19 protein-coding genes and 1 riboswitch are annotated in these 23,383 nt (G+C 58.8%); of the genes, 18 read left to right on the top strand and 1 reads right to left on the bottom strand.

What is annotated here, in order from left to right; genetic code table 11:
* Position 1 precedes the first annotated feature (1 nt).
* The 17 genes from M516_RS0118840 to M516_RS0118760 all read left to right on the top strand — a co-directional run bounded on the left by M516_RS0118840 (position 2) and on the right by M516_RS0118760 (position 21,431).
* Positions 2–379: a PH domain-containing protein gene (locus M516_RS0118840; protein ID WP_029100496.1), complete on the top strand. Its 378-nt coding sequence runs from the start codon at positions 2–4 to the stop codon at positions 377–379.
* A 704-nt stretch (positions 380–1,083) separates the two neighbouring features.
* Positions 1,084–2,478 (top strand): PTS mannitol transporter subunit IIBC, encoded by a 1,395-nt coding sequence (locus M516_RS0118835; protein ID WP_029100495.1) that lies wholly within the window; start codon positions 1,084–1,086, stop codon positions 2,476–2,478.
* Positions 2,479–2,538: 60 nt separating this feature from the next.
* The gene (locus M516_RS0118830; protein WP_029100494.1) at positions 2,539–4,647 is read left to right on the top strand and encodes a BglG family transcription antiterminator; all 2,109 of its coding nucleotides are present in this window, start codon (positions 2,539–2,541) and stop codon (positions 4,645–4,647) included.
* A 2-nt stretch (positions 4,648–4,649) separates the two neighbouring features.
* Positions 4,650–5,087 (top strand): PTS mannitol transporter subunit IIA, encoded by a 438-nt coding sequence (locus M516_RS0118825; protein WP_029100493.1) that lies wholly within the window; start codon positions 4,650–4,652, stop codon positions 5,085–5,087.
* 2 nt (positions 5,088–5,089) lie between these two features.
* The gene (locus M516_RS0118820) at positions 5,090–6,250 is read left to right on the top strand and encodes a mannitol-1-phosphate 5-dehydrogenase (RefSeq protein WP_029100492.1); all 1,161 of its coding nucleotides are present in this window, start codon (positions 5,090–5,092) and stop codon (positions 6,248–6,250) included.
* A 16-nt stretch (positions 6,251–6,266) separates the two neighbouring features.
* On the top strand, positions 6,267–7,994 hold the full coding sequence (ptsP, locus tag M516_RS0118815; protein WP_029100491.1) for a phosphoenolpyruvate--protein phosphotransferase: 1,728 nt from the start codon (positions 6,267–6,269) through the stop codon (positions 7,992–7,994).
* Between the two features lie 15 nt (positions 7,995–8,009).
* Entirely contained in the window at positions 8,010–8,270 is a 261-nt protein-coding gene (locus M516_RS0118810) for an HPr family phosphocarrier protein (RefSeq protein WP_029100490.1), read from the top strand.
* 200 nt (positions 8,271–8,470) lie between these two features.
* Complete coding sequence (locus M516_RS0118805) at positions 8,471–10,009, top strand: PucR family transcriptional regulator (RefSeq protein ID WP_029100489.1); 1,539 nt, start codon at positions 8,471–8,473, stop codon at positions 10,007–10,009.
* Between the two features lie 257 nt (positions 10,010–10,266).
* Positions 10,267–11,016 carry an IclR family transcriptional regulator gene (locus M516_RS0118800; RefSeq protein ID WP_029100488.1) on the top strand — a complete coding sequence of 250 codons (750 nt, stop codon included), beginning with the start codon at positions 10,267–10,269 and terminating at the stop codon, positions 11,014–11,016.
* Positions 11,017–11,042: 26 nt separating this feature from the next.
* On the top strand, positions 11,043–12,656 hold the full coding sequence (locus tag M516_RS0118795) for an OPT/YSL family transporter (RefSeq protein ID WP_029100487.1): 1,614 nt from the start codon (positions 11,043–11,045) through the stop codon (positions 12,654–12,656).
* Positions 12,657–12,668: 12 nt separating this feature from the next.
* Positions 12,669–13,730, top strand: a complete 1,062-nt coding sequence (locus M516_RS0118790; RefSeq protein WP_029100486.1) for a DUF917 domain-containing protein — start codon at positions 12,669–12,671, stop codon at positions 13,728–13,730.
* Positions 13,731–13,754: 24 nt separating this feature from the next.
* Complete coding sequence (locus tag M516_RS0118785; RefSeq protein ID WP_029100485.1) at positions 13,755–14,687, top strand: DUF1177 domain-containing protein; 933 nt, start codon at positions 13,755–13,757, stop codon at positions 14,685–14,687.
* Between the two features lie 41 nt (positions 14,688–14,728).
* Positions 14,729–15,409, top strand: coding sequence for an AroM family protein (locus tag M516_RS0118780; protein ID WP_035290203.1), 681 nt, complete (start codon positions 14,729–14,731; stop codon positions 15,407–15,409).
* A 15-nt stretch (positions 15,410–15,424) separates the two neighbouring features.
* Positions 15,425–16,366: an aminopeptidase gene (locus M516_RS0118775; protein ID WP_029100483.1), complete on the top strand. Its 942-nt coding sequence runs from the start codon at positions 15,425–15,427 to the stop codon at positions 16,364–16,366.
* Positions 16,367–16,555: 189 nt separating this feature from the next.
* A complete protein-coding gene (locus M516_RS0118770; RefSeq protein WP_420796329.1) occupies positions 16,556–17,989 on the top strand; it encodes an alanine/glycine:cation symporter family protein in 1,434 nt (477 codons plus the stop codon).
* A gap of 215 nt (positions 17,990–18,204) precedes the next feature.
* A riboswitch (purine riboswitch) is annotated at positions 18,205–18,304 on the top strand.
* A gap of 78 nt (positions 18,305–18,382) precedes the next feature.
* The gene (locus M516_RS0118765; protein WP_029100481.1) at positions 18,383–19,816 is read left to right on the top strand and encodes an NAD(P)/FAD-dependent oxidoreductase; all 1,434 of its coding nucleotides are present in this window, start codon (positions 18,383–18,385) and stop codon (positions 19,814–19,816) included.
* Positions 19,817–20,084: 268 nt separating this feature from the next.
* A complete protein-coding gene (locus tag M516_RS0118760; RefSeq protein ID WP_029100480.1) occupies positions 20,085–21,431 on the top strand; it encodes a sigma-54 interaction domain-containing protein in 1,347 nt (448 codons plus the stop codon).
* 110 nt (positions 21,432–21,541) lie between these two features.
* On the opposite strand, the gene M516_RS0118755 is transcribed toward M516_RS0118760, so the two are convergent.
* The gene (locus M516_RS0118755; RefSeq protein ID WP_029100479.1) at positions 21,542–21,880 is read right to left on the bottom strand and encodes a winged helix-turn-helix transcriptional regulator; all 339 of its coding nucleotides are present in this window, start codon (positions 21,878–21,880) and stop codon (positions 21,542–21,544) included.
* Positions 21,881–22,146: 266 nt separating this feature from the next.
* Here M516_RS0118755 and M516_RS0118750 point away from each other — a divergent pair, with 266 nt between their 5' ends.
* Positions 22,147–23,373, top strand: a complete 1,227-nt coding sequence (locus tag M516_RS0118750) for an MFS transporter (RefSeq protein WP_051188298.1) — start codon at positions 22,147–22,149, stop codon at positions 23,371–23,373.
* Positions 23,374–23,383: the final 10 nt, after the last annotated feature.

The following is a 23,383-nucleotide window of genomic DNA, read 5'->3' as shown; positions in this document are numbered from 1 at the left end:
GATGAGCATTTTTGACGGTCTGATGGGAAACGCGTCAGAGGTCAGCATCGCGGAGGTGCAAAAGGAGTTTGCCAACATCCTGGCGGACCACGAGCGCATTGAAAAGGCGTATAAACTGATTCGGGACATGTTCCTTTTCACGGACAAACGCTTGATCCTGGTCGACCGGCAGGGAGTGACCGGAAAAAAGGTGGAGTACCATTCCATTCCCTACAGAAGCATTCATCATTTCAGCATTGAGACGGCGGGCCATTTCGATCTGGACGCGGAGTTGAAGCTCTGGATATCGGGGAGTGAGACGCCGATCATCAAGCAGTTCAACAGAAGCCTGGACATTTACGAACTGCAGCGCGTGCTTGCCACCTACGTGCTGCGGTAAGGCAATGGGGAGCCTTCACCTGTTGTATGGAGAGGACAGATCGTCTTGATTATAAGCATGATCTAACCTGCGCCCGGTACACCGATTGGGCGTTTTTTGTGGTTGGCACGTGAACTCGTCACTTTTTTTCTTAAAAGGACGGCTTTACTACCTCCTTGATAGCCGCTCCGGAGAAATCTTTGAAAATTGCTCCTGAATGGCAAGCCACAATGCGGTTCGTTTGTGTCTCATTGTTACTGTTTTCCTTCGTTTTACTTAAATGGTAATATTTCCTATTTACATAGACGGTTACGTGTCGTTGTTGTTTCGGTTTTCCTCCAAATTATGGGCCGTTTCTTAAAGAATGAATCTCTCCCCTAAAACCCCAGTGTAAAATACGCTCCTGCCGAATGTGGGCGGCGCATGAAAGAGAAAATAACAGTAGAGAGTCAGTCGGACGATGAATGTCGCGGTGTGAGAGTGCACATACTCCAACAGACGTCTGACACACTAGGAAATATCGCGAACCTCCGTCACAAGCAGCCGCACCCGCTTTCCTGCAAAAAATACCAATTGGCTTTATTAACTTTTGTCAACAACCCAATGGACAAATCCCCACTTACATTTTGTTGAGACAGAAATGTAAACGCTTTATATTTGTAATAGGAGTCGTACAATTAAATTTTGTCAACAATATAGAGAAAAAAGAAGGGGGATGCAACAAGATGGAGAGCGGACTGCGCGTCTCTGTGCAAAAGTTTGGGCGTTTTTTAAGCGGCATGGTCATGCCCAACATTGGCGCGTTTATCGCCTGGGGCTTGATTACGGCGCTGTTTATTCCGACGGGCTGGCTGCCCAATGAACATATGGCCAAACTGGTTGGCCCGATGATTACCTATCTGCTGCCGCTGTTGATCGGTTATACGGGCGGCAAGATGATCCACGACGTGCGCGGCGGAGTCGTTGGTGCGGTGGCCACCATGGGTGTCGTCGTGGGGGCCGACATCCCGATGTTTCTGGGTGCCATGATCATGGGGCCGCTTGGCGGCTGGGTCATGAAAAAGGTGGACCAGTTGATCGAAGGGAAAGTGCGCTCCGGCTTTGAGATGCTGGTCAACAACTTCTCCGCCGGCATTGTCGGGGGGCTGTTGACGCTGCTGGCGTTCAACGCGATCGGGCCGGTCGTGGCCGGCTTGAGCAAAGCGCTGGCTTCCGGCGTACAAACGATTGTGGATGCCGGACTGCTGCCCTTGGCCAGCATCCTGATCGAACCGGCCAAGGTTCTGTTCCTGAACAACGCGATCAACCACGGCATTCTGAGTCCGATCGGACTGGATCAGGCGGCGAAGACCGGAAAGTCGATCTTCTTCCTGCTGGAGACCAACCCGGGTCCGGGGCTTGGCATCCTGCTGGCCTACTGGCTGGTGGGCAGAGGCACGGCGAAACAATCGGCGCCGGGTGCGGCGATCATCCACTTCCTGGGCGGCATTCACGAGATCTACTTCCCGTACATCCTGATGAATCCGCGCCTGATTCTGGCCGTCATCGGCGGCGGGATGACCGGTGTCTTTACCTTTACACTGTTAAACGCCGGCCTGGTGGCGCCGCCATCGCCGGGAAGCGTATTCGCGCTGAGCGCCATGGCACCCAAGGGTGGGCTGCTCCCGGTCCTGACCGGTGTCGTCGCGGCAGCCGCCGTCTCCTTCTTCATCGCGGCATTCCTGCTGAAACTGGGCGGGCAAGCTGAGGATGCGGACGAGCTGGAAAAAGCGACGGAAAAAATGCAGCAGCTCAAAGGCAAAAAGCAGGAGGAAGCTCAAGCCGACACGGCGGTGGCGGAGAAAAAAGAAGTCAAGAAAGTCGTCTTCTCCTGCGACGCCGGCATGGGTTCCAGCGCGATGGGAGCAGCGTCCCTGCGCAAGAAGTTCAAAGATGCAGGAATCGACATCACCGTCATCAATACGGCGATCAACGACATCCCGGACGACGCGGACATTGTCATCACGCACAAGTCGCTGACGGAACGGGCCAAGTTGAAGGCGCCGCAGGCGGAACACATTTCCATCGACAACTTCCTGAACAGCCCGGAGTATGACAAATTAGTCAAACGTTTAGGCTAAGAGGAATAAACGCTAGTGCAAACTAGCGTTTTCCGGCTTTGTACAAAAGGGGATGGAACGATGAGTGTATCCTCGAGACAACGGACGATCCTCGACATGCTGCTGCAGGACGGACCGGGGCTTACCGTGGGCGCGATCGCCGAGCGGATCGGAGTCAGCGCCCGGACGATCCACCGGGAACTGGACGCCTTGGAAGACACGGTTCGCGAGCACGGCCTGGAGCTGGTGAGGAAGTCGGGATTGGGCGTGGAGCTGCATGGTCCGCCGGAGCAAAAGGAAGCGCTGCGCCTGGCGCTGTTTGACCTGACGACGACCGAGTACACCGCGGAAGAGCGGAAAGTGATCATTTTGTGCACGCTGCTGGAGGCGACCGAGCCGGTCAAGCTGATCTCGCTGGCGCTCGACCTGAAAGTGACGACGGCCACGATCAGCCATGACCTGGACGATCTGGAGGACGTGCTGGACAAATACGGTCTGTCGCTGGTGCGCAAGCGGGGCTACGGCGTGGAAATCCAGGGCTCCGAGTCGGCCAAGCGGCAGGCGATCAGCCGGCTGATCGCGGAACATTTGAACGAACACGAACTGATCGGGCTGATCAAGGAAAACATCCAGAACAAATCGCTGCGCGACATCGACTCCATCTCGGAGCGCCTGTTGGGGCTGGTCGACAAGGAAAAGCTGATCAAGGTGGAAAACGCCCTGAAGCACGTGGAGGACGACCTGCCTTACCCGCTGGCGGACAGCGCCTACATCGGTCTGGTGATTCACCTCGCGCTCGCCGTCGAGCGGATCGAAAAGGGAGAGAGCATCCACTTTGACGAACATACCCTGAGCGAGCTGCAGGGCACGCCGGAGTATCAGGCGGCGGAGAGGATCATGGAGCGGCTGACGCACATTTTCCAGATGGAGATTCCCGCCGCGGAGATCGGGTATATCACCATGCACCTGCGGGGGGCCAAGCTGCGAAGCGCCCATGAGGACCTCTACTGGCCGGGAAATGTGGAGCTGATGGCCAAGACGCAGCGGTTTATCCGGCTCTGCGAAGATCGGCTGCAGATTCCCCTGCGGTACGATTCGTCCCTGTTTCACGGACTGCTGACGCACATGGAGCCGGCCCTGTACCGGCTCAAGCGCCAGATGGAAATCCGCAATCCGATTCTGGAGCAGATCCGGGACAATTACCCGGAATTGTTCCGCGTCGTCCGGGAAGCGGTCTCGGAGGTGTTTCCCGAGCTGCATGTGCCGGACGAAGAGATCGGCTATCTGGTGATGCACATTGGCGCGGCCGTGGAACGGACGTCACAGGCGCATCAGCGTTATCGGGCGCTGGTTGTCTGCTCCAGCGGGATCGGGTCTTCCAAGATTCTGGCGACCCGGATCAAAAAGGAGATTCCGGAGATCGTCAGCCTGCAGAACCTGTCGTTGTTCGAGGTGGGGCGAATCCCCAAAAGCGAATACGATGTCATCATTTCCACCATCCCCTTGCCGATGGACCCGAGCGAGTACGTTGTGGTCAGCCCCCTGCTGCCAAAAGAGGACATCCAGAAGATCGCCTACCATCTTCACAACCTGAGTCGGTCGCGTGCATCCCGTGCCACAGAGGCCGTTCGTGCGGGCGGGGAAGGGCCGGAGCAGCGGTTGAAAGCGATGCACCGGTATGCGGGATATGCGGTCGAACTCTTGGACGGGTTTCAGGTGCGGCGGCTGGAGAATCACAGCGGGGACATCCGGGAGATTCTGGACCGGATTTGCGGCGATTTGGTCCAACTTGGCGCCATTCGGGAAGCCGAACCGGTCGTCCGGCAGCTCCTGCAACGGGAGAGACTGGGCGGCTTGGGCATTCCGGGCACGACGCTGGCGCTGTTTCACGGCAAACACGAACAGGTAGTCCGGCCGTCGTTTACGGTGCATGTGCTGCGCCAGCCGATCCGGCTGAGGTCGATGGACGAACGGGAGATGCCGATCAAAAACCTGCTCCTGCTCCTGGGGCCAAGGGATGTGCCCAAAGAAGGATTGGAAGTGCTGAGCGAGATCAGCTCCCTCTTGATCGAGGAAGAGATGATCGCCGCACTGGAAGCGGGCGACCGGCAGCGGATCGCCGACTGCCTGGCAGAGAGACTCTATCAGTTTTGTCGAAAAAAAACGGGAATGGAGAGAGCGCAACAATGAGTATGGCAACCAAAGTATTATCCGCAGAAAAAATCATGCTGAATGCAAAAGTGGCCGACAAGACGGAAGCCATCCGCCTGGCCGGCGAGCTGCTGGTGAAGGCGGGCCACGTCACGGCGGACTATGTGGACAAAATGCTGGAGCGGGAAGAGATCGTGACCACCTATATCGGAAGCGGCGTAGCCATCCCGCACGGCACCAACGAATCCAAAGAGGCCATTCGCTCGACCGGCATCTCCGTGGTGCAGATTCCGGACGGCGTCGATTTTGGGGAAGGAAACACGGCGTACCTGCTGATCGGGATCGCCGCTGTCGGTGACGAACACCTGGAGCTTCTGTCCAATATCGCTGTGATCTGCTCCGACGAGGCAAATGTCAACCGCGTTGTTCAAGCGAAGACGGCGGAAGAGATCATCGCACTGTTTGAAGAGGGGATGTAATCATGCTGGCTGTTCATTTTGGAGCGGGGAACATCGGAAGAGGCTTTATCGGTCAACTGCTTCACCAGGCTGGGTACGAGGTCTGCTTCATCGATGTCAATCAGGAGCTCGTCGATGAGATCAACAGCCGGAAAGCGTACTCGGTTCAACTGGCGATGGAAGGAACGCCGGTTTCCGTCGTGGAAGGTGTCCGGGCCATCCACGGCCAGGATACGGAGGCTGTCGCCGAGGCGATCGCGGATGCCGATCTGGTCACCACGGCCGTGGGGCCCAATGTGCTGCCCCATATCGCTTCCGCCATCGCGGCAGGCATCACTCGGCGGATCACACACACCGATCGGCCGCTGAACGTCATCGCCTGCGAAAACATGATCGGCGGCAGTGCGCAGTTGAAAACCCACGTGTTCGCGCAGCTCGATGAAGCGGTCCGGGCAAAGGCGGAGAAGCTGGTCGGCTTCCCCAACGCGGCCGTCGACCGCATCGTGCCCCTGCAAAAACACGAGGACAAGCTGCTGGTAACGGTAGAGCCGTTTTTCGAATGGGCCGTCGATCAATCGCATATCATCGGGGACATCCCGCAAATCGAAGGTGTCACTTATGTAAATGACTTGACGCCCTATATCGAGCGGAAGTTGTATACTGTAAATACGGGGCATGCGATGATCGCCTATCTGGGCTATCAGATGGGGTATGCCGCCATTGACGAAGCGATTCGGGACGACGAGATTCTCCGCGCGACCCGGCAGGCCCTGCAGGAGACGGGAGCGCTCCTGGTCGCCAAGCACGGCTTTGACAAGGGGCAGCATGAGGAGTACGTGGAAAAGATTCTTGGCCGATTCGCCAACCCGTACATCACCGACCAGGTGACGCGCGTGGGACGTTCGCCCATTCGCAAACTGGCCCCGCAAGACCGGCTGGTTGGTCCGGCGATGCAGTGCTTCGATCACGGAATCGTGCCGGAGCATCTGGGGCTGGGGATCGCAGCCGCCCTGCTGTTTGATTTCCGGGAGGACCCCGAGGCGGTCCAACTGACGGAAGATATCCAGCGGTTCGGACTGGAACACGTTCTCAAGACGTACACCGGCATTCGCGTGAATCACGCCCTCTTTTCCATCGTGATGAACCACGCCCGGGAGTTGCAGGCCAGAAGAAAGACAAACTAAGAGAGGAGGAGGGCATGTGTCCAAAACAATCGTTGGCGTTGCCGCATCGTCCGGGGTGGCGATTGGCAAGGCGTTTTTGCTCGCCAATCCCCACTTGCAGATCGAAACGGTCTCGGTCGAGGACCCGTCGAGCGAAATCAAGCGTTTGACGGATGCCCTGGAACAGGCGAAGGCAGATCTGCGGGAGATCAGCGAGCGCGCAGAAAGGGAAATGGGGCCGGACAAGGCGGCAATTTTTCAAGCCCATCTCCTGGTCCTGGAAGATCCTGAACTGGTGGAGACGGTGAAGGGAAAAATCGCCGCGGAAAAGGTAAACGCGGAAAGTGCGCTGCACGAGACGGCGCAGACCTTCATCGAGCTGTTTGAGCAGATGGACAACGAGTACATGAAAGAGCGGGCGGCGGATATTCGCGACGTGACCAAGCGGGTGCTCTGCCATCTGCTGGGCGTGGAGTTTGCGGCGCCGAGCGATCTGGCCGAAGAGGTGATTCTCGTGGCGGAGGACCTGACGCCGTCGGATACCGCCCAACTGGATCGCCGCTATGTCAAAGGCTTTGTCACGGACATCGGGGGCCGTACCTCCCACTCCGCAATCATGGCCCGCTCCCTGGAAATCCCCGCGGTGGTGGGGACGACGGACGTGACCCGGGAGGCAGCGGCCGGGGTGACGATCATTCTGGACGGGCATGAAGGTCTCGTCATCATCGACCCCACTCCGGAAGAGATCGAGGCCTACCGGAAGAAACAGGCCGAGTACGAGAGACAAAAGAGCGAGCTGGCCAAACTGGTCCATACCGCTACCACAAGCCAGGACGGCGTTCACGTCGAGCTGGCCGCCAACATCGGCAGTGTGCAGGATCTGGCCGGCGCTCTGGAGAACGGAGCGGAAGGCGTCGGGCTGTTCCGCACGGAATTCCTCTACATGGGGCGGGATGATTTTCCGTCGGAGGACGAGCAGTTCCAGGCCTACAAGCAGGTGCTGGAGCAAATGGGCGAAAAGCCCGTCGTCATCCGCACGCTTGACATCGGCGGGGACAAGCACTTGGCGTACATGAACCTGCCGCAGGAGATGAACCCGTTCCTGGGATTCCGCGCCATTCGCCTCTGCCTGGAGCAGCAGGACCTGTTTCGGACGCAGCTTCGCGCCCTGCTGCGGGCGAGCGCTTATGGCAACCTGAAAATCATGTTCCCGATGATTGCCACCCTGGAAGAGTTTCGTCAGGCCAAAGCGGTGCTGGCAGAGGAGAAACAAGCCCTGCTGGACAAGGGCATCGCCGTATCGGATCGGCTGGAAGTGGGTATCATGATTGAGATCCCGGCGGCAGCACTGATCGCTGATCAATTTGCCAAGGAAGTGGACTTCTTCAGCATCGGCACCAACGATCTGATTCAGTACACGATGGCGGCCGACCGGATGAACGAGCGGGTCTCGTACCTGTACCAGCCCTATCATCCCGCTGTTCTGCGCCTGATTCACCGCGTCATCCAGGCGGCTCATGCGGAAGGCAAGTGGGTCGGCATGTGCGGAGAAATGGCCGGAGATCCGGTGGCCATCCCGATTCTGCTGGGAATGGGACTGGACGAGTTCAGCATGAGCGCCGGCAGCATCCTGCCCGCCCGCTATCAGATCAGCCGCTTGTCCAAGGAGACGGCGGCCGGTTACACGGACACCATCTTGTCGATGAGCACGTCGCAAGAAGTGGAAGCGTTTGTTCGAAAAACCTTTGCAGGAAACGGCATGTAAGGAAGGTGTACCCCCATGATCGAAAAGAAAGTGGTCGTCGAGCTGCCGCACGGTCTGCATGCCAGACCGGCAGCCAATTTTGTGCGCCTGGCGTCGTCTTTCGCCAGTGAGATCAAGATTGTCAAAAACGAAAAAACAGCCAACGGAAAAAGCATCATGGGCATTATGTCCATGGCGGTCGCCAAAGGCGAGGAAATTACGCTGATTGCCGACGGTGCCGACGAAGCGGAAGCCATCGCCGCTTTGGAGAAGGCGCTGAAGGAGCAGGAAGCGTGACGACACCCTGCCGGTTGCGGCGCAACGAACACTCTGTCCAGTGAGGACAGGGTGTTTTTTTGTTGGCGGGCCGGCCGCAGGCGGGGAGGCGGTAAAAGAATGGCGGGGGAAACGTACCGGCTCTTTTTCGCAATTTTTCATGGGAACAAAAACGGGAATCATGATAGCATCGGGATAAAACGGAGAGATGAGGTGAACGGATGGCGACCTCTCCTTTTACGGTCGAACAGCTGCTGCAGCTGCCCGTCTTCCGGCAAGCCAAGGTGCTGGCCGGGAGCGGCGGGCTGACAAACGAAATCTACTACGTGGATGCGATGGAGATTCCCGATTTGACCGGGTGGCTGCGTCCCAACGAACTGATCGTGACTACCGGGTATTCGGTCCGCCATGAGCCGTTCCTGCTGTGCCGCCTGCTGGACGAGATGCATCGGGTGGGTGGGGCGGCTGTTGCGATCAAGACCAAACGCTTTTTGCAGGATGTCCCGGCGGAAGCGCTCCGCAAAAGCGACGCGTACCGCATTCCGCTGATCGATATTCCGGCGGAGATTCCATCCATCGATCTGACCCACTCCGTGATGGAGGTGTTGGTCAACCGGCAGGCGGCCGTGCTGCGGGAAGTGCAGGAGGTCAACCAGCAGTTCACCAACCTGGTGCTGAACCGGCGGACGACGGAACTGGTTGTCTTGATCGGGCAGCTTCTGCACTGCGAAGCGGCCGTGCTCGATCAGGAGGGAAACGTGGAGAGCAGCACGTCACGCTTTTCGGAGCGGGAAATCGCGGAGAAGCGCAGCGTGCAGGTGGGCAGCCGGGTGCTCGGCTATCTGGCGATCAGCCGCAGGCTGGAGGAGCAGGACCGGTTTGCGCACATGTGTCTGGAACAGGCTGTCACGATCCTGGCGATCGAATTCACCATTCGCCAGTCGCTGCAATTGCAGCGGGAGCGGGAACAGGAGTCGTTTCTCGTTGACCTGCTGTCCGGCACGTCCGGCGAGGAGGAACTGCTCCGCTACCGGGCCAAGCAGTTGGGGATTCCGCACGGTGCCCGTCAGTACGTGATGGTGATCCGGCCGTGCCGGGAGGAAGAGCGGCAGGGGGAAACGATGGACGACCTGCTGCACGACCTGCTGAAGGACATCCAGGCCGGCGAAAAAACGACGCGCAGGGGCGTGCTGGTCGGCGGCGAGATTGCCGTGCTCTGCACCACGGCGCACCGGGATGTGGCCCGGCAGCGCGAGGAAGCGGTTGACTATCTGCGGGCACTGACCCAATCGGGAAAACGGTCGGCCGATCGCAAGCGGTTGGTGTGTGGCGTGGGAGGCGTTCGCGAGCGCCTGGAGGAGATCACCGAGAGCTACCGCGAGGCCCAAAAAGCGCTTCGGATCGGCAGCCTTGTGCGGCCCAGGGAGCGGATTGTCCACTTTCACGACGTGCTGGTGGAAGACCTGCTGCAGGACGCAGCCGGACATCCGTCCCTGGCCGTACTGACGCAGACGCTGATCGAACCGCTCGCGGCGTACGACCGGGAGTACGGCACGGAATTGCTGCCCACGCTGGAATCGTTTTTGCGGACAGGCGGTCAGACCAAGCGGGTAGGTGAAGAGCTGTACATCCATCGCAATTCGGTCCTGTACCGGTTGGAGCGGATCCGGGACATTCTCGGGGTGGACTTGAACGATGCGGAAACCCGTTTGCGGCTGGACCTGGCGATGAGGGCGTGGAAGATGGCCGCTCGCGCTTGAGCGGCCGAACGATTTGTGACGCCGCCAAAAAATAAGCGCTTACTTTTGGGTCGCTTCCCATAGGGGGAGATGACCCGTTTTTGTTATAGTGGCAATTAACAAAATAATAAAAAATCGATTGCCAACCAAGGGAGGGAAGGGCTTTCCAGCGGATGAATCCACAGCGATTACCCTTGACCGCTAGGCTTCCCCGTACGCATGCTGCGTCTGTAAAACGAAACACCGGTTCGATATGCGAAACAAAGGGCGGATGAAATGTGCTGAAAACGCTGGACAACGCTTTGCACCTGCTCAGGTATTTCACGCGGGAGCGGCCGCAGTGGGGCGTCAGGGAGCTGGCCCGGGAGATGAACATCAGCCACCCTGTCGTCTACCGGATGCTGGCGACGTTTGAGCGGCACGGGTTTCTGCGGCAGGACGAACAAACGAAAAAGTACGAACTGGGGATTACGTTTTTGGAGTACGGGGCCATTTTGCGGGACCATCTGAGCATTACGCAAATCATCTATCCGGTCATGAAACGGCTGGCCGAAACAACGGGAGAATCCGTCATCCTGACCTGGCTCGACGGGATGGAGGGGATCTGCCTGGAGATGGCGGAGAGCACACAGCGGGTCAAATACGCCATGTCGGTGGGAAGCCGGACCCTGCTGTACGCCGGCGCCTCCAACAAGGTGATCATGGCCTACCTGCCGCCCCATGTGCAGGAAGCGATCATAGCCAAAGGGCTGAAACCGAAAACGGACAGGACGATCCTCGACAAGGACGAGCTGCTGCGCGATCTGGCGCGCATCAGGTCGGAGGGATGGGCGTATTCCGTGGGCGAGTATACGGAAAATGTGTTTGGCATCGCCGTGCCGCTGTTTGCTTACGACAAGCGGGTCGTCGCCTCGCTGACGATTGCCGGACCGGATTACCGGATGCCGGCGGACGCGGTGCCGGCGGCGCTGCGCGCATTGAAAGAGGCGCAGCAGGAGATACAGACGCTGCTGCAGCGCATTCAGTAAGTCAGGAGAAGGGGGTTGTATTCATCATGCAGCAACACAAGACGGACAAGGAGAAACATCCGTCCATTTTTGAACCGTTTGCCTTGTTCTTGAACATCGCCACCGCCGTGATCGGCGCCGTCATCGGCATGCAGCTCGTAACCACGCTGGGGATTACCCCCAACACGGCGATTATCGGCGCGCTGGTGGCGATGCTGATCGCCCGCATTCCCATCAGGATGTTTGCCAAGTACAAATCGATTCACCGCCAAAATCTGGTGCAGACTTCCATCTCGTCGGCGACGTTCGGGGCGGCCAACAGCCTGCTGATCCCGATCGGCATTCCGTTTGTGATGGGAGAGACGGACCTGATCATGCCGATGCTGATCGGGGCGGCGCTGGCGATGTTTGTGGACACCGCACTGCTCTACAAACTGTTTGACTCCCGGATTTTCCCCGCCTCGGGCACATGGCCGCCCGGCGTGGCTACGGCCGAATCGATCATCGCCGGGGACAGAGGGGGCAAGCGGGCAGCCCTGCTCGGAGTGGGGGCCGCCGGCGGTCTGCTCGGTTCCTATCTGGGCGTCTCGATGTCCGCTTTTGGCGTGGCCTTTATCGGAAACATCTGGGCCCTGACGATGTTCGGCATCGGCCTTCTGCTGCGGCAGTATTCGGTGCCGCTGTTCGGTATTGACGTCAACAAGATGTTCATCCCGCACGGCTTCATGATCGGCGCCGGTCTGGTCGCCCTCGTCCAGGTCACGATGATCATCATGAAGCGCAAGAAACAGGAGGCTCCGGCTTCGTCCGGAACGGCCACCACGGAGGAGGAGACCTACACCCGCAGCGACCGGGAAACGACGCGGACGCTGGGATTGGGCTTTGCCGCCTACCTGGCCGTCGCCCTGGTTCTTGCCGTGCTGGGCGGATTGATGACCGAGATGTCGGCCGGCATGTTTGTCGCCTTTCTGCTGTTTGCCGCCTTTGCCGCCTACGTTCACGAGCTGATCGTCGGGATCGCGGCGATGCACTCGGGCTGGTTCCCGGCCTTTGCCGTGGCCCTGATTACCTTGATAATCGGGATGCTGATCGGCTTCCCGCCGGTGGCGCTGGGCCTCCTGGTCGGATTCAGCGCAGCGACCGGCCCCGCCTTTGCCGATATGGGCTACGACCTGAAAACTGGCCACATCCTGCGCGGCGGCGGCAAAGACAGGGAGTTCGAGCTGCACGGCCGCAAGCAGCAGTACATCACCGGCATGATCGCCTTTGGCGTGGCGCTGGTCGCAGTCCTGTTCACCTACAAAGGGTACTTTGCCGCAGGGTTGGTTCCGCCGGTCGACACCGTGTACGTCAAGACGATCGAAGCGGGGACGTCGCCGGAAGTGGCGAAGCAGCTCTTCCTCTGGGCGATTCCCGGCGCCATCCTGCAGTTCCTGGGCGGACCCACCCGCCAGTTGGGCGTCCTGTTTGCGACGGGCCTGCTGATTCTCAACCCGGGGGCCGGCTGGGCGGTCATTGCCGGGATTCTGATCCGCACCATCGTGCTGAAGGTAAAAGGCAGGGAAGCGGAGACGCCGATGAGCATTCTCGCGGCAGGTTTTATCGCCGGGGATGCGCTGTACAGCTTCTTTACCTCCGTATTCAAATTCAGCAAAAAGTAAGGGGATGCGAATATGGCGACAATCCTGTTGGACGGACGGATGATGGAGGCCGCCGTGTACGGCGGGGCCGTTCTCGGCGGCGGCGGTGGCGGGTGGATTGAGGACGGGCTGCAGATCGGCCGGCTCGCCCTGGAAGTGGGGCAGCCGCGGCTCGTCACGCCGGACGAACTGGCGGACGACGACCTGCTGGTGACGGTCTCGCTGGTCGGGGCTCCCGCCGCCAAAGAGAAATTCGTCAAGCCGATTCACTACGTGCGGGCGCTGGAGCTGCTCTCCGCAGCGGTCAAGCAGCCGTTGAAAGGCATCCATACCAACGAGAACGGCGCGGGCACCACTGTAAACGGCTGGTTTCAGGCAGCCGTCACCGGACTTCCCGTGGTGGATCTGCCGTGCAACGGGCGGGCTCACCCGACGGGAACGATGGGCTCGTTGAATCTGCACGAACAGGCCGGCTACGTCTCGCATCAGGCGGCGGTGGGCGGCCGCGGCAGCCGATACGTGGAGATGAGCGTCTCGTCCACGATTGAACAGGCCGCTTCGCTGATCCGCAGCGTCTCGGTTCAGGCGGGCGGACTGGTGGCCGTGGCCCGCAACCCGGTGACCGTGGCATACGCCAGGGAAAACGGCGCGCCGGGTGGGATTCGGCAGGCCATCAAAGTGGGCGAGGCCCTGCTTGACCACAAGGGAGAAGCGGCGATCGAAGCCGTCTGTGCCGCACTTGGCGGCCGGGTGGTCGTGGAAGGGGACGTCTGTGAATACACGCTGGAAACGACCGGCGGGTTTGACGTCGGCCGGGTGGTGATCGGCGATAGCGAGCTGACGTTCTGGAATGAGTACATGACGCTGGAACACGACGGCGAACGCCTGGCCACATTCCCCGACCTGATCATGACGCTGGACGCCCGGACAGCACGCCCGATTGTCTCGGCAGCCATTGAAAAAGGACAGGCGGTCACGGTCATCCACGTGCCGGCCCGGAATCTGATCCTGAGCGCCACCATGCGCAACCGGAGCTTGCTGAAGCCGATTGAAGACGTCATCGGCAAGCCGATCCTGCCCTATCTCGAATCGTGACAACATTGTGTGGAGGGGATACTCATGTCGTTGAAGCAGACGATCACCGTATTTGAAACCATGGACAGCGCGTATGTCAGCGGAGAAGCCATCAACAAACTGTTTGCCGCCTATCCGGAGATTCAGGTCAGCGTGCAGACCGTATCGGGCGAAAAAGGCAGCACCGATTTCGTGAAAATCGTCATTCCGGGCAGGAACGGCAAGTCCAGGGGAGGCACGGCACCCACGTTGGGGATCGTCGGCCGCCTCGGCGGCATCGGCGCCCGTCCAAGCCGGATCGGCCTGGTATCGGATGCCGACGGAGCCGTGGCTGCCGTGGCGAGCGCGCTCAAGCTGGCCGACATGCAGCAGCAGGGGGATGTGCTGAACGGCGACGTCATCGTGACCACGCACATCTGCCCGAACGCCCCCACGCGGCCGCATGAACCGGTCGACTTCATGGACTCTCCGGTCGACATTCTGACGATGAACCGGCATGAGATCGTTCCCGAGATGGAAGCGGTCCTGTCGATCGACACGACCAAGGGGAATCGCGTCATCAATCACAAGGGCATCGCCATTTCCCCGACGGTCAAGGAGGGATACATCCTGCGCGTCAGCGATGACCTGCTGCGGATCATGGAAATGACCACGGGACAGCTCCCCGTCACCTTCCCGATCACCACACAGGATATTACGCCGTACGGAAACGGCTTGTACCACATCAACAGCATCCTGCAGCCGTGCGTGGCGACGGACGCGCCGGTGGTCGGCCTGGCCATCACCGCCCAGTCGGCCGTGCCCGGCTGCGGTACCGGGGCCAGCCACGAGACGGACATCGCCCTGGCCGTGAAGTTCGCGGTGGAGGTGGCCAAGGAGTTTACCAACGGCACCTGCCGCTTCTACGACGCCGACGAGTTTGAGCGGATCACGTCGCTCTACGGTTCGATGAAAGTGCTGCAGACGATGGGCAGATAAACAGGCAGGGGGGAGGCCCCCTGTCATTTTTTCCAAGGGAGATGGTCACCGTGAAACGTCTGGGAATGATCACGATTGGGCAGGCCCCCCGCCCCGATGCGGCTCCCATGCTGGAGACGCATCTCGCCGGCCGGGCGGAACTGGTGCAGGCAGGAGTATTGGACGGTATGACGAAGCAAGACATTGAGGCCCATCTGGCCCCCGGTCCGGGCGAATACGTACTGACCTCCCGCATGGCCAACGGGGAAGCGGTCGTCGTATCGCGCGAGCGGATTCAACCGATGTTGCAGCGAAAGATCCACGAGATGGAGGAGACGGGCATCCGCACGATCCTGCTGTTCTGCACCGGGGTGTTCCCCGGCCTCTCGGCAGAGAAGGCGTTTTTGATCGAACCGGACCGCGTGATCCCGCCGACCGTGGCGGCGATGGTACGATCACGGCGTCTGGGCGTGATGGTGCCGCTCAAGGTGCAGGCCGAGGCGCTGCGGCCCAAGTATCTTCCGCATGGCCTGGATCCCGTGTTTGCCGTCGCCTCGCCGTACGATCGCGACGAGGAATCGCTTCGCGCGGCGTCCGAAGCGCTCAAGGACAAGGCGGACATCGTCCTGCTCGACTGCATGGGATACACGGAGGAGGCCCGCCGGCTGGTGGCGGAACAGACGGGCCTTCCGGTGATGTTGTCCAACGCCATCATGGCCAAGCTCGTATCGGAAATGATTTGAAAAGGATGATGAGACGTGAAGCTGACCGACATCAGCAAGGGACTATTGACCAACTGCATGGCCCTCAAGCCGGGCGAATCCTTTTTGGTGGTCGCCGACGACGCCAAACGGGAGTTGGGGGAAGCGCTGTGGGAAGCCGGCCGACAGTTGGGGGCGGAAGCGGTGCTGATGGTCATGACCCAGCGGGAGAAATCCGGCCAGGAGCCCCCGGCGGCTGTCAGTGAAGCGATGAAGCGCTCCGACGTCGTAGTCTGTGTCACGGAGCATTCCCTCACCCATACCCGTGCGCGCAAAGAGGCCGTTGCGAACGGAGCCCGTTTGGCGACGATGCCGTCGATCACCCCGGACATGTTTCGGGAGGGAGCGATCACGGCCGATTACAGCCAGGTGAAAGCCTTGACGGAGAAAGTGGCCGATCTGCTCAGCAGGGCGCAAACGGTGCGCATTGAAAAGGAAGGGAAGACGCTCGCGTTTTCCATCGCCGGGCGGAGCGGAATCGCCAGCACCGGTGTCTACGTCAATCCAGGCGAGTCGGGCAACCTGCCGTCCGGAGAAGCGTATGTGGCTCCGGTGGAGGGAACGGCTGAGGGGCAGATCGTGGTGGACGGCTCGATTTCCGGCATCGGCAAAATCGACAGTCCGCTCGTGCTGACCGTTCGCCAGGGACGCATCGTCGACGCGGCAGGAGCGGAAGCGGACCGGCTGCTGCAAACCCTCGGCGATGGAGACGGCCGCCTGCTTGGCGAGTTTGGCATCGGCACCAACGACAAGGCCCGCATCACCGGTATCGTCCTGGAAGACGAAAAGGTGTACGGCACGATACACGTGGCATTTGGCAGCAACAACACCTTTGGCGGAACGATTGCCGCAGGCGTGCACATCGATTTGGTCGTGAAGAAGCCGGACGTGTACCTGGACGACAAGTTGATCATGAAAAGGGGAAAGCTGCTGTTCTAGCGGACGGTGCTGCCCGGTTCCGGATGGGACCGGGTTTTGTTATGCCATTCTCGATTGGCTGTTCCTGCTTGGGGCTTTTTTCCTTCAAGCGAACATTCATGTTGGCAGGGTTTCTTTTTGAAAGTTTTGTGATAAACTATCTTGCGTATTGCCTTTTGATATATTCAGGCTGTGGGGGTGTGTGGGCAAGTGTCGATCCTTTTGGGATTATTGGAGAAAGCTGTGGCGGCGGCAAACGATTTGCTCTGGTCTAAGATTCTGATCGCCCTGTTGATTGTGTTGGGCGTCTATTTTACGTTGCGGACAAAGTTTGTTCAGTTCCGATTGGCGGGCGAAATGTTCCGTCTCCTCGGAGAAGGCGCAGCGGACAAGAAAAAGGGGAGCATCTCGTCCTTTCAGGCATTCTGTATCAGCACCGCATCCCGGGTCGGGACCGGGAATCTGGCTGGTGTGGCCATGGCGATTTCCGTCGGCGGTCCCGGTGCGGTGTTCTGGATGTGGCTGATCGCCCTGATCGGGTCCGCGTCCGCCTTTGTGGAAAGCACGCTGGCGCAAATTTTTAAAGTGAAAGATAAAGACAGTTTCCGCGGTGGCCCTGCCTACTACATGGAAAAGGGGCTGAAAAAGCGCTGGATGGGCGTTCTGTTCGCCATACTGATCACGTTCAGTTTTGGTCTCGTCTTCAATGCCGTGCAGGCCAACACGATTTCGCAGGCGTTTCAGACGGCGTATGGCGTTCCTCCTGTCGTGATGGGGCTGATTCTGGCGGCCATTACGGGCATCATCGTCTTCGGCGGCGTCAAGCGTGTGGCAAAGGTCGCTGAATACCTCGTGCCGTTCATGGCGGGCGCGTACGTCTTGGTGGCGCTGTACGTGGTCGTGACCAACATCACCCAACTGCCGGGCGTTCTGCTCTTGATCGTCAAATCCGCGTTCGGCCTGGAACAGGTTGCTGGCGGCGGGATGGGTGCTGCGGTGATGCAGGGAATCAAGCGCGGTCTCTTCTCCAATGAGGCGGGGATGGGGAGCGCGGCCAATGCTGCGGCCACCGCTGATGTGACCCATCCGGCCAAACAAGGGCTGATTCAAGCGCTGGGCGTGTTTGTCGACACGCTGGTGGTTTGCAGCGCGACGGCGTTTATCGTGCTTCTGTCCGGCGTATACACGACAGAGGGGCTGGACGGCATCGCTCTGACGCAAGCGGCGCTCAGTACGCATGTGGGCGCATGGGCGGGTATGTTTGTCGCTGTCATCGTATTCCTGTTTGCCTTCAGTTCGGTCATCGGCAACTACTATTACGGGGAGACCAACATCGAGTTCATCAAGACCGGCAAAACCTGGCTGACACTCTACCGCCTGGCTGTGGTCGGCATGGTGATGTTCGGGTCCGTGGCGAAAATCAGCATCGTCTGGGATCTGGCCGACCTGTTTATGGCGTTCATGGCGCTGTTGAATCTCGCTGCGATCGCGCTGTTGGGTAAAGTCGCGTTCGCCGCATTGAACGATTATACGAAACAATTGAAGTCCGGTCAAAATCCGGTTTTCCGTGCCAGCAACATTCCTAGGCTGTCTGATGTGGAGTGCTGGCGGGAAGAAGCTGCGGAGAACACTGCGGTGTCGTGACAGCTGGATAGCCGGGTGGAAAAAGCGGGAGCAATCCCGCTTTTTTTATTCGGCAGAGGCAAGTGCGCCGATTTTAATGTTCGGATTTTAGTCGTCAGACGACTGATCTCCCCAATGTTATTCGCCTGTTTTTGGTGAAACACGAATAAAATTAACCGAAGTGGTTGACATGATTAACATCGTGCGTTATTATGCAAAGTGTTGTCAAACCGCATACGCATACATTTCGCACGATTCGTATATCCTCAATAATAGGGTTTGGGGGTCTCTACAAGGAACCGTAAATTCCTGGCTACGAATGGGTGTCACTGACATACCCGTTCGTCGGTCAGGATTTTTTTGTGCAGCGGTTCAGTCAACAGGATTTTCCGACATGGAGGAGAGGTTGCGATCATGAACAAGTACGATGTCATTGTCGTAGGGGCGGGCCCTGCGGGAATTTTCGCCAGCTATGAGCTCACGCTGAAGGCGCCGGGTGCCAAAGTTCTGTTGATTGATAAAGGGCACGACATCTACTCCAGGCGATGCCCGATCCTGGAGGAGAAGATCAAGCTGTGTCCGCCGCCGGCCGGCAAAAAGGAGTACGCCGGCTGTCTGCCCGCCTGCTCCATCACCAGCGGGTTTGGCGGAGCGGGCGCATACAGCGACGGGAAGTTCAACATTACCACCGAGTTTGGCGGCTGGATGACCGATTACCTCAATCCGTCCCAGGTGCTGGAACTGATCACGTACGTCGACCAGATCAACCTGAAGCACGGCGCGACGACGACGATCACCGACCCGACCACGGAGACGATCAAGAGCATCGAGCAGCGTGCGTACGCCGCCGGGCTGAAGCTGCTGCGGGCGCGGGTGCGCCACCTGGGCACGGAGCAAAACCTGCAGATTCTGCAGTCCATCTACGAGTACCTGAACGAGCGGATCGACATGATGTTCAAGACGGAAGTGGAGGACATCCTGACGGTGAAGGAAGAGGACGGGTACCGCGTCACCGGCGTGGTGCTGAAAAACGGGGACGAGTACCACAGCGACTACGTGGTGATCGGACCGGGGCGGGACGGTTCCGCCTGGCTGACCAGCATCCTGAAAAAACGCCGCCTGAAAATGTACAACAACCAGGTGGACGTCGGCGTGCGCGTGGAGACGTCCGATGTGGTGATGCGGGAGATCAACGAGCATCTGTACGAGGGTAAATTCATTTTTAACACGTCGGTGGGGACGCGGGTCCGCACGTTCTGCAGCAACCCGTCCGGCCACGTGGTGGTGGAAAACCACAGCGGGGTGATGGCGGCCAACGGCCACTCCTACAAAGATCCGGCGCTCGGCTCCAGCAACACCAACTTTGCGCTGCTGGTGTCCCACAAGTTTACCGAGCCGTTTGACAAGCCGAACGAGTACGCCCGCGAAATCTGCAAACGGGCCAACGACCTCTCCAACGGCGGCGTCATCGTGCAAAAGTACGGGGACATCCTGCGCGGCCGCCGCTCCACCGAAGCACGGATCAAGGAAGGCTTCCTGGAGCCGACCTTGAAAGAGGCGGTGCCGGGCGACCTCGGTCTGGTCCTGCCGTACAACACGATGAAAAGCCTGATCGAAATGGTGGAAGCGCTGGACAAGGTAACGCCGGGGATCGCGTCGGAACACACGCTGTTCTACGGGGTCGAGGCGAAGTTTTACTCGGCCCGTCCCAAGCTGACGGACGAATTTGAGACGGAAATCAAGGGGCTGTTCTGCGGCGGCGACGGCGCGGGCATCACCCGCGGATTGGCCCAGGCCGGCGCGGCCGGCGTGTGGATGGCCCGCAATATCATCAAGCGGCTGTCGTAAGCCGTCCGCTGTCGGAGCACCGCAGCGCGTTGAGCCTTCCTCGTCGAAAACGGGGCAGGCTCTTTTCGTTTGGGGTTCCGGTCGACATGACAGGGCGTCTGCTTTTGATCACAAACGGCGTGCCCTGGGGGTCCCTCGTTCATCAGAGGGGGCGAACGGTTCTCAGAAAAAGGAGTATCTTCCGTGCCGCCACCTGCTCTATAATGGCTGGTAGTGGACACGTATCGGGAGAAGGGAGGGCTCTTTTACGGAACAGAATCCCCCAACCATGGGCAAGCTGCTGGAAGCCGTCTTCGAGAATGCTCATGAAGCCATTGTCGTGACGGATCGAGGCGGGAAGATCCTTCTCATGAACCGAAGCTACCGCGAGTTTTTGGGCGTGGACAACGTGGTCGGCCGCCACGTCACCGAAGTGATCGAGAACACGCGGATGCACATCGTGGCGCAGCAGGGCAAGCCTGAAATTGCGCAAATTCAGCGAATAAAAGGACAAAACATGATCGCCAACCGCATTCCGATCATGGAAGGCGGGAAGGTCATCGCCGTGCTGGGCACCGTGCTGTTTCAGGACGTGCAGGAATTGTCGGGATTGGCCGCGGTGGTGGATCAGCTCCGGGACGAGCTGACCTACTACAAACGGGAGCTGCAGCGGCGCCTCGGGGCGATTTACCACTTTGACGAGATCGTGGAGCGCAGCCCCAAGATGAAAGAGCTGAAAGCCTTTTGCCAAAAGGTGGCGAAGAGCGATTCCACCGTGTTGATCACCGGGGAGAGCGGAACGGGAAAAGAGCTGTTTGCCCACGCCATTCACGCGGGGAGCCGGCGGAAAATGGGCCCGTTTATCCGGGTCAACTGCGCCGCGATTCCGGATGCCCTGCTGGAGTCCGAACTGTTTGGATACGAAGAGGGAGCGTTCACCGGGGCGGCGCGCAAAGGGAAAAAAGGAAAGTTTGAATTGGCCAACCACGGCACGATTCTGCTGGACGAGATTGGGGACATGCCGCTGCCGCTGCAGGCAAAATTGCTGCGCGTGCTTCAGGAAAAAGAAGTGGAGCGGGTAGGAGGGGTCCGGCCGATTCCCATCGATGTGCGGGTGATCGCCTGCACGAATCAGGACCTGCCCAGCCGCATTCGCGAGGGGGCGTTCCGGGTGGACCTGTACTACCGGCTGAACGTGGTGTCCCTGAACATTCCGCCGCTGCGGGAACGGCTGGAGGATCTGCCGGAGCTCGTTGCCACCCTGCTCAAGCAGATCGTCGAGACAACCGGCGTTCAAGTGCGGGAGATCGACGAAGAGGTGTGGGACGTGCTGCGCAGCCACTCCTGGCCGGGGAACGTGCGGGAACTGCGCAATGTCCTGGAGCGGGCGGTACATCTGATGGATGGGGACGTGCTGAAAAAGGAGCACATCTGGCTGCCCGGATCGGGAAAGGCTCTCCCCGTTTCACCGGTTCGCCCCTTGAAGGAGACGCTGGAAGCGGCGGAACGCGAGGCGATCATGCGGGCGATGGAGGCGGCTGCCGGAAACAAGCTGGAAGCGGCGAAGCTTCTCGGGATTAGCAAGTCCAGCTTCTATCAGAAATGGGAGAAATACAGCCGGGACAAACCGGTGTAAGCGGTCCGGAAATCGGAAAGGCACGCCCGATTTCCGAACGGGCTGGAAGCAAAACAAAAGAAAGCAGAGGTGTCTGGAAACGACGTGCCCCAGACGCTCTGCTTTTTTGCTTATTTCTTGTTGGCTCGCTCCTTTTTGATGTACTCCTCTCCCCATGCGCACAACTGATCCAGGACAGGCTTCAGCGACCACCCGAACTCATTCAGTTCATAGACCACTTTCGGCGGGACCTGATGGTACACAATGCGGTTGATGACGCCATCTTCCTCCAGTTCGCGAAGCTGCTGCGTCAGCATTTTTTGCGTGATGGCGGGCATGGCTTTTTTCAGTTCGCTCGTTCGCATCGGCCCACGGGTCAAATGGCAAAGGATCACCGTTTTCCACTTTCCCCCGATGACTTCCAATGTCGCTTCCACCGGAATGTTGTACGTTTTTTCCGCTTTTTTCATGCCGTTCCACCTCTCCTTGCATCATCGCAGTTTCTGTTTGTTGTTTATATTACTGATTGGTTCCTATAGCACTGAATAGTAACAATAGCACAAAAAAGTACGTACTTTCTATTCAATCGTATATGTTACATAATACGTTTTGTCGTTGTCGATAAGAAATTCTGCCAAAAGATTGGAGGGGAGACTCCGGTTTCATTATACGACTTTTCATTAATTCCTATTTATCCTATCGACATACAATATTTTCTGTTCGAGGAGGTTGCCTTATGGCCGTACACAATGACCATCGCGCAATAGGCAGCGGGACGCAGCGCCACAGCTTCTTTGCCCTGCTCGCGTTGGCCATCAGCGCTTTTGCCATTGGAACGACGGAATTTATCAGTGTGGGCTTGCTGCCATCCATTTCGCAGGATTTGCACGTTCCCGTCACCACCGCTGGACTCACGGTGTCCCTCTATGCCCTGGGAGTGGCGTTCGGAGCGCCTATTTTAACGTCCCTGACGTCATCGATGTCCAAAAAGACGCTGCTGATGTGGATCATGATTGTCTTTGTGATCGGGAACAGTATCGCCGCCACCGCCACGGGCTTTGAGATCCTGCTCGTCGCTCGTGTCATTTCGGCCTTTTCCCACGGTGTCTTTATGTCCATCGGGTCGACGATTGCGGCGGATCTGGTTCCGGAGGACCGTCGAGCGAGCGCCATCGCCTTCATGTTCACCGGTCTGACGGTGGCCACGGTGACAGGGGTGCCGTTTGGAACGTTTATCGGGCAAACGTTCGGCTGGCGGTATTCCTTTGCGGGCATTGCCGGGATTGGCCTGATTTCGCTGCTGGCCAACGCCATTCTGGTTCCCGCTCGTCTCCGTCAGGGAACGCCTACCACATTTGCGGATCAACTGAAACTGGTCACAAACGGCCGCTTGCTTCTTGTCTTTATCATCACGGCGCTGGGGTATGGCGGGACCTTCGTCGTCTTTACGTATCTCTCTCCCATTCTGCAGGAAATTACGGGATTTCAAGCCGGCACGGTAAGCATCATCCTGCTTGTCTACGGGGTCGCGATCGCGATTGGAAACATCATCGGAGGCAAAGCATCCAATCGCAATCCCATCCAGGCGCTGTTCTACATGTTTATCGTCCAGGCGATCGTGCTGCTTCTCCTGCTGTTTACCGCGCCTTTTAAGGTAATGGGGCTTGTTACGATCATTTTCATGGGACTGTTCGCCTTCATGAACGTTCCGGGACTTCAGCTATACGTGGTCCAGTTGGCTGAGAAGTACGTTCCGTCTGCAGTGGATGTGGCTTCTGCCATCAATATTGCCGCGTTCAATGCCGGCATTGCGATCGGGTCCTACCTGGGTGGACTGGTCACGGATTCCCTGGGGCTTCTCCATACTTCATGGATAGGTGCCTTGATGGTGGCGGGGGCCGTGGTTCTATCCCGGTGGAGCATGGTTCTGGAGCGGAGCAGCCGCGTTGATTCCATCGCATGAGAAACGTATG

This window comes from Brevibacillus thermoruber 423 (genome assembly GCF_000454065.1).
Lineage (GTDB): Bacteria > Bacillota > Bacilli > Brevibacillales > Brevibacillaceae > Brevibacillus > Brevibacillus thermoruber.
The sequence above is the reverse complement of the archived record's forward strand: the minus strand, read 5'-3'. Positions and strand labels throughout refer to the sequence as shown.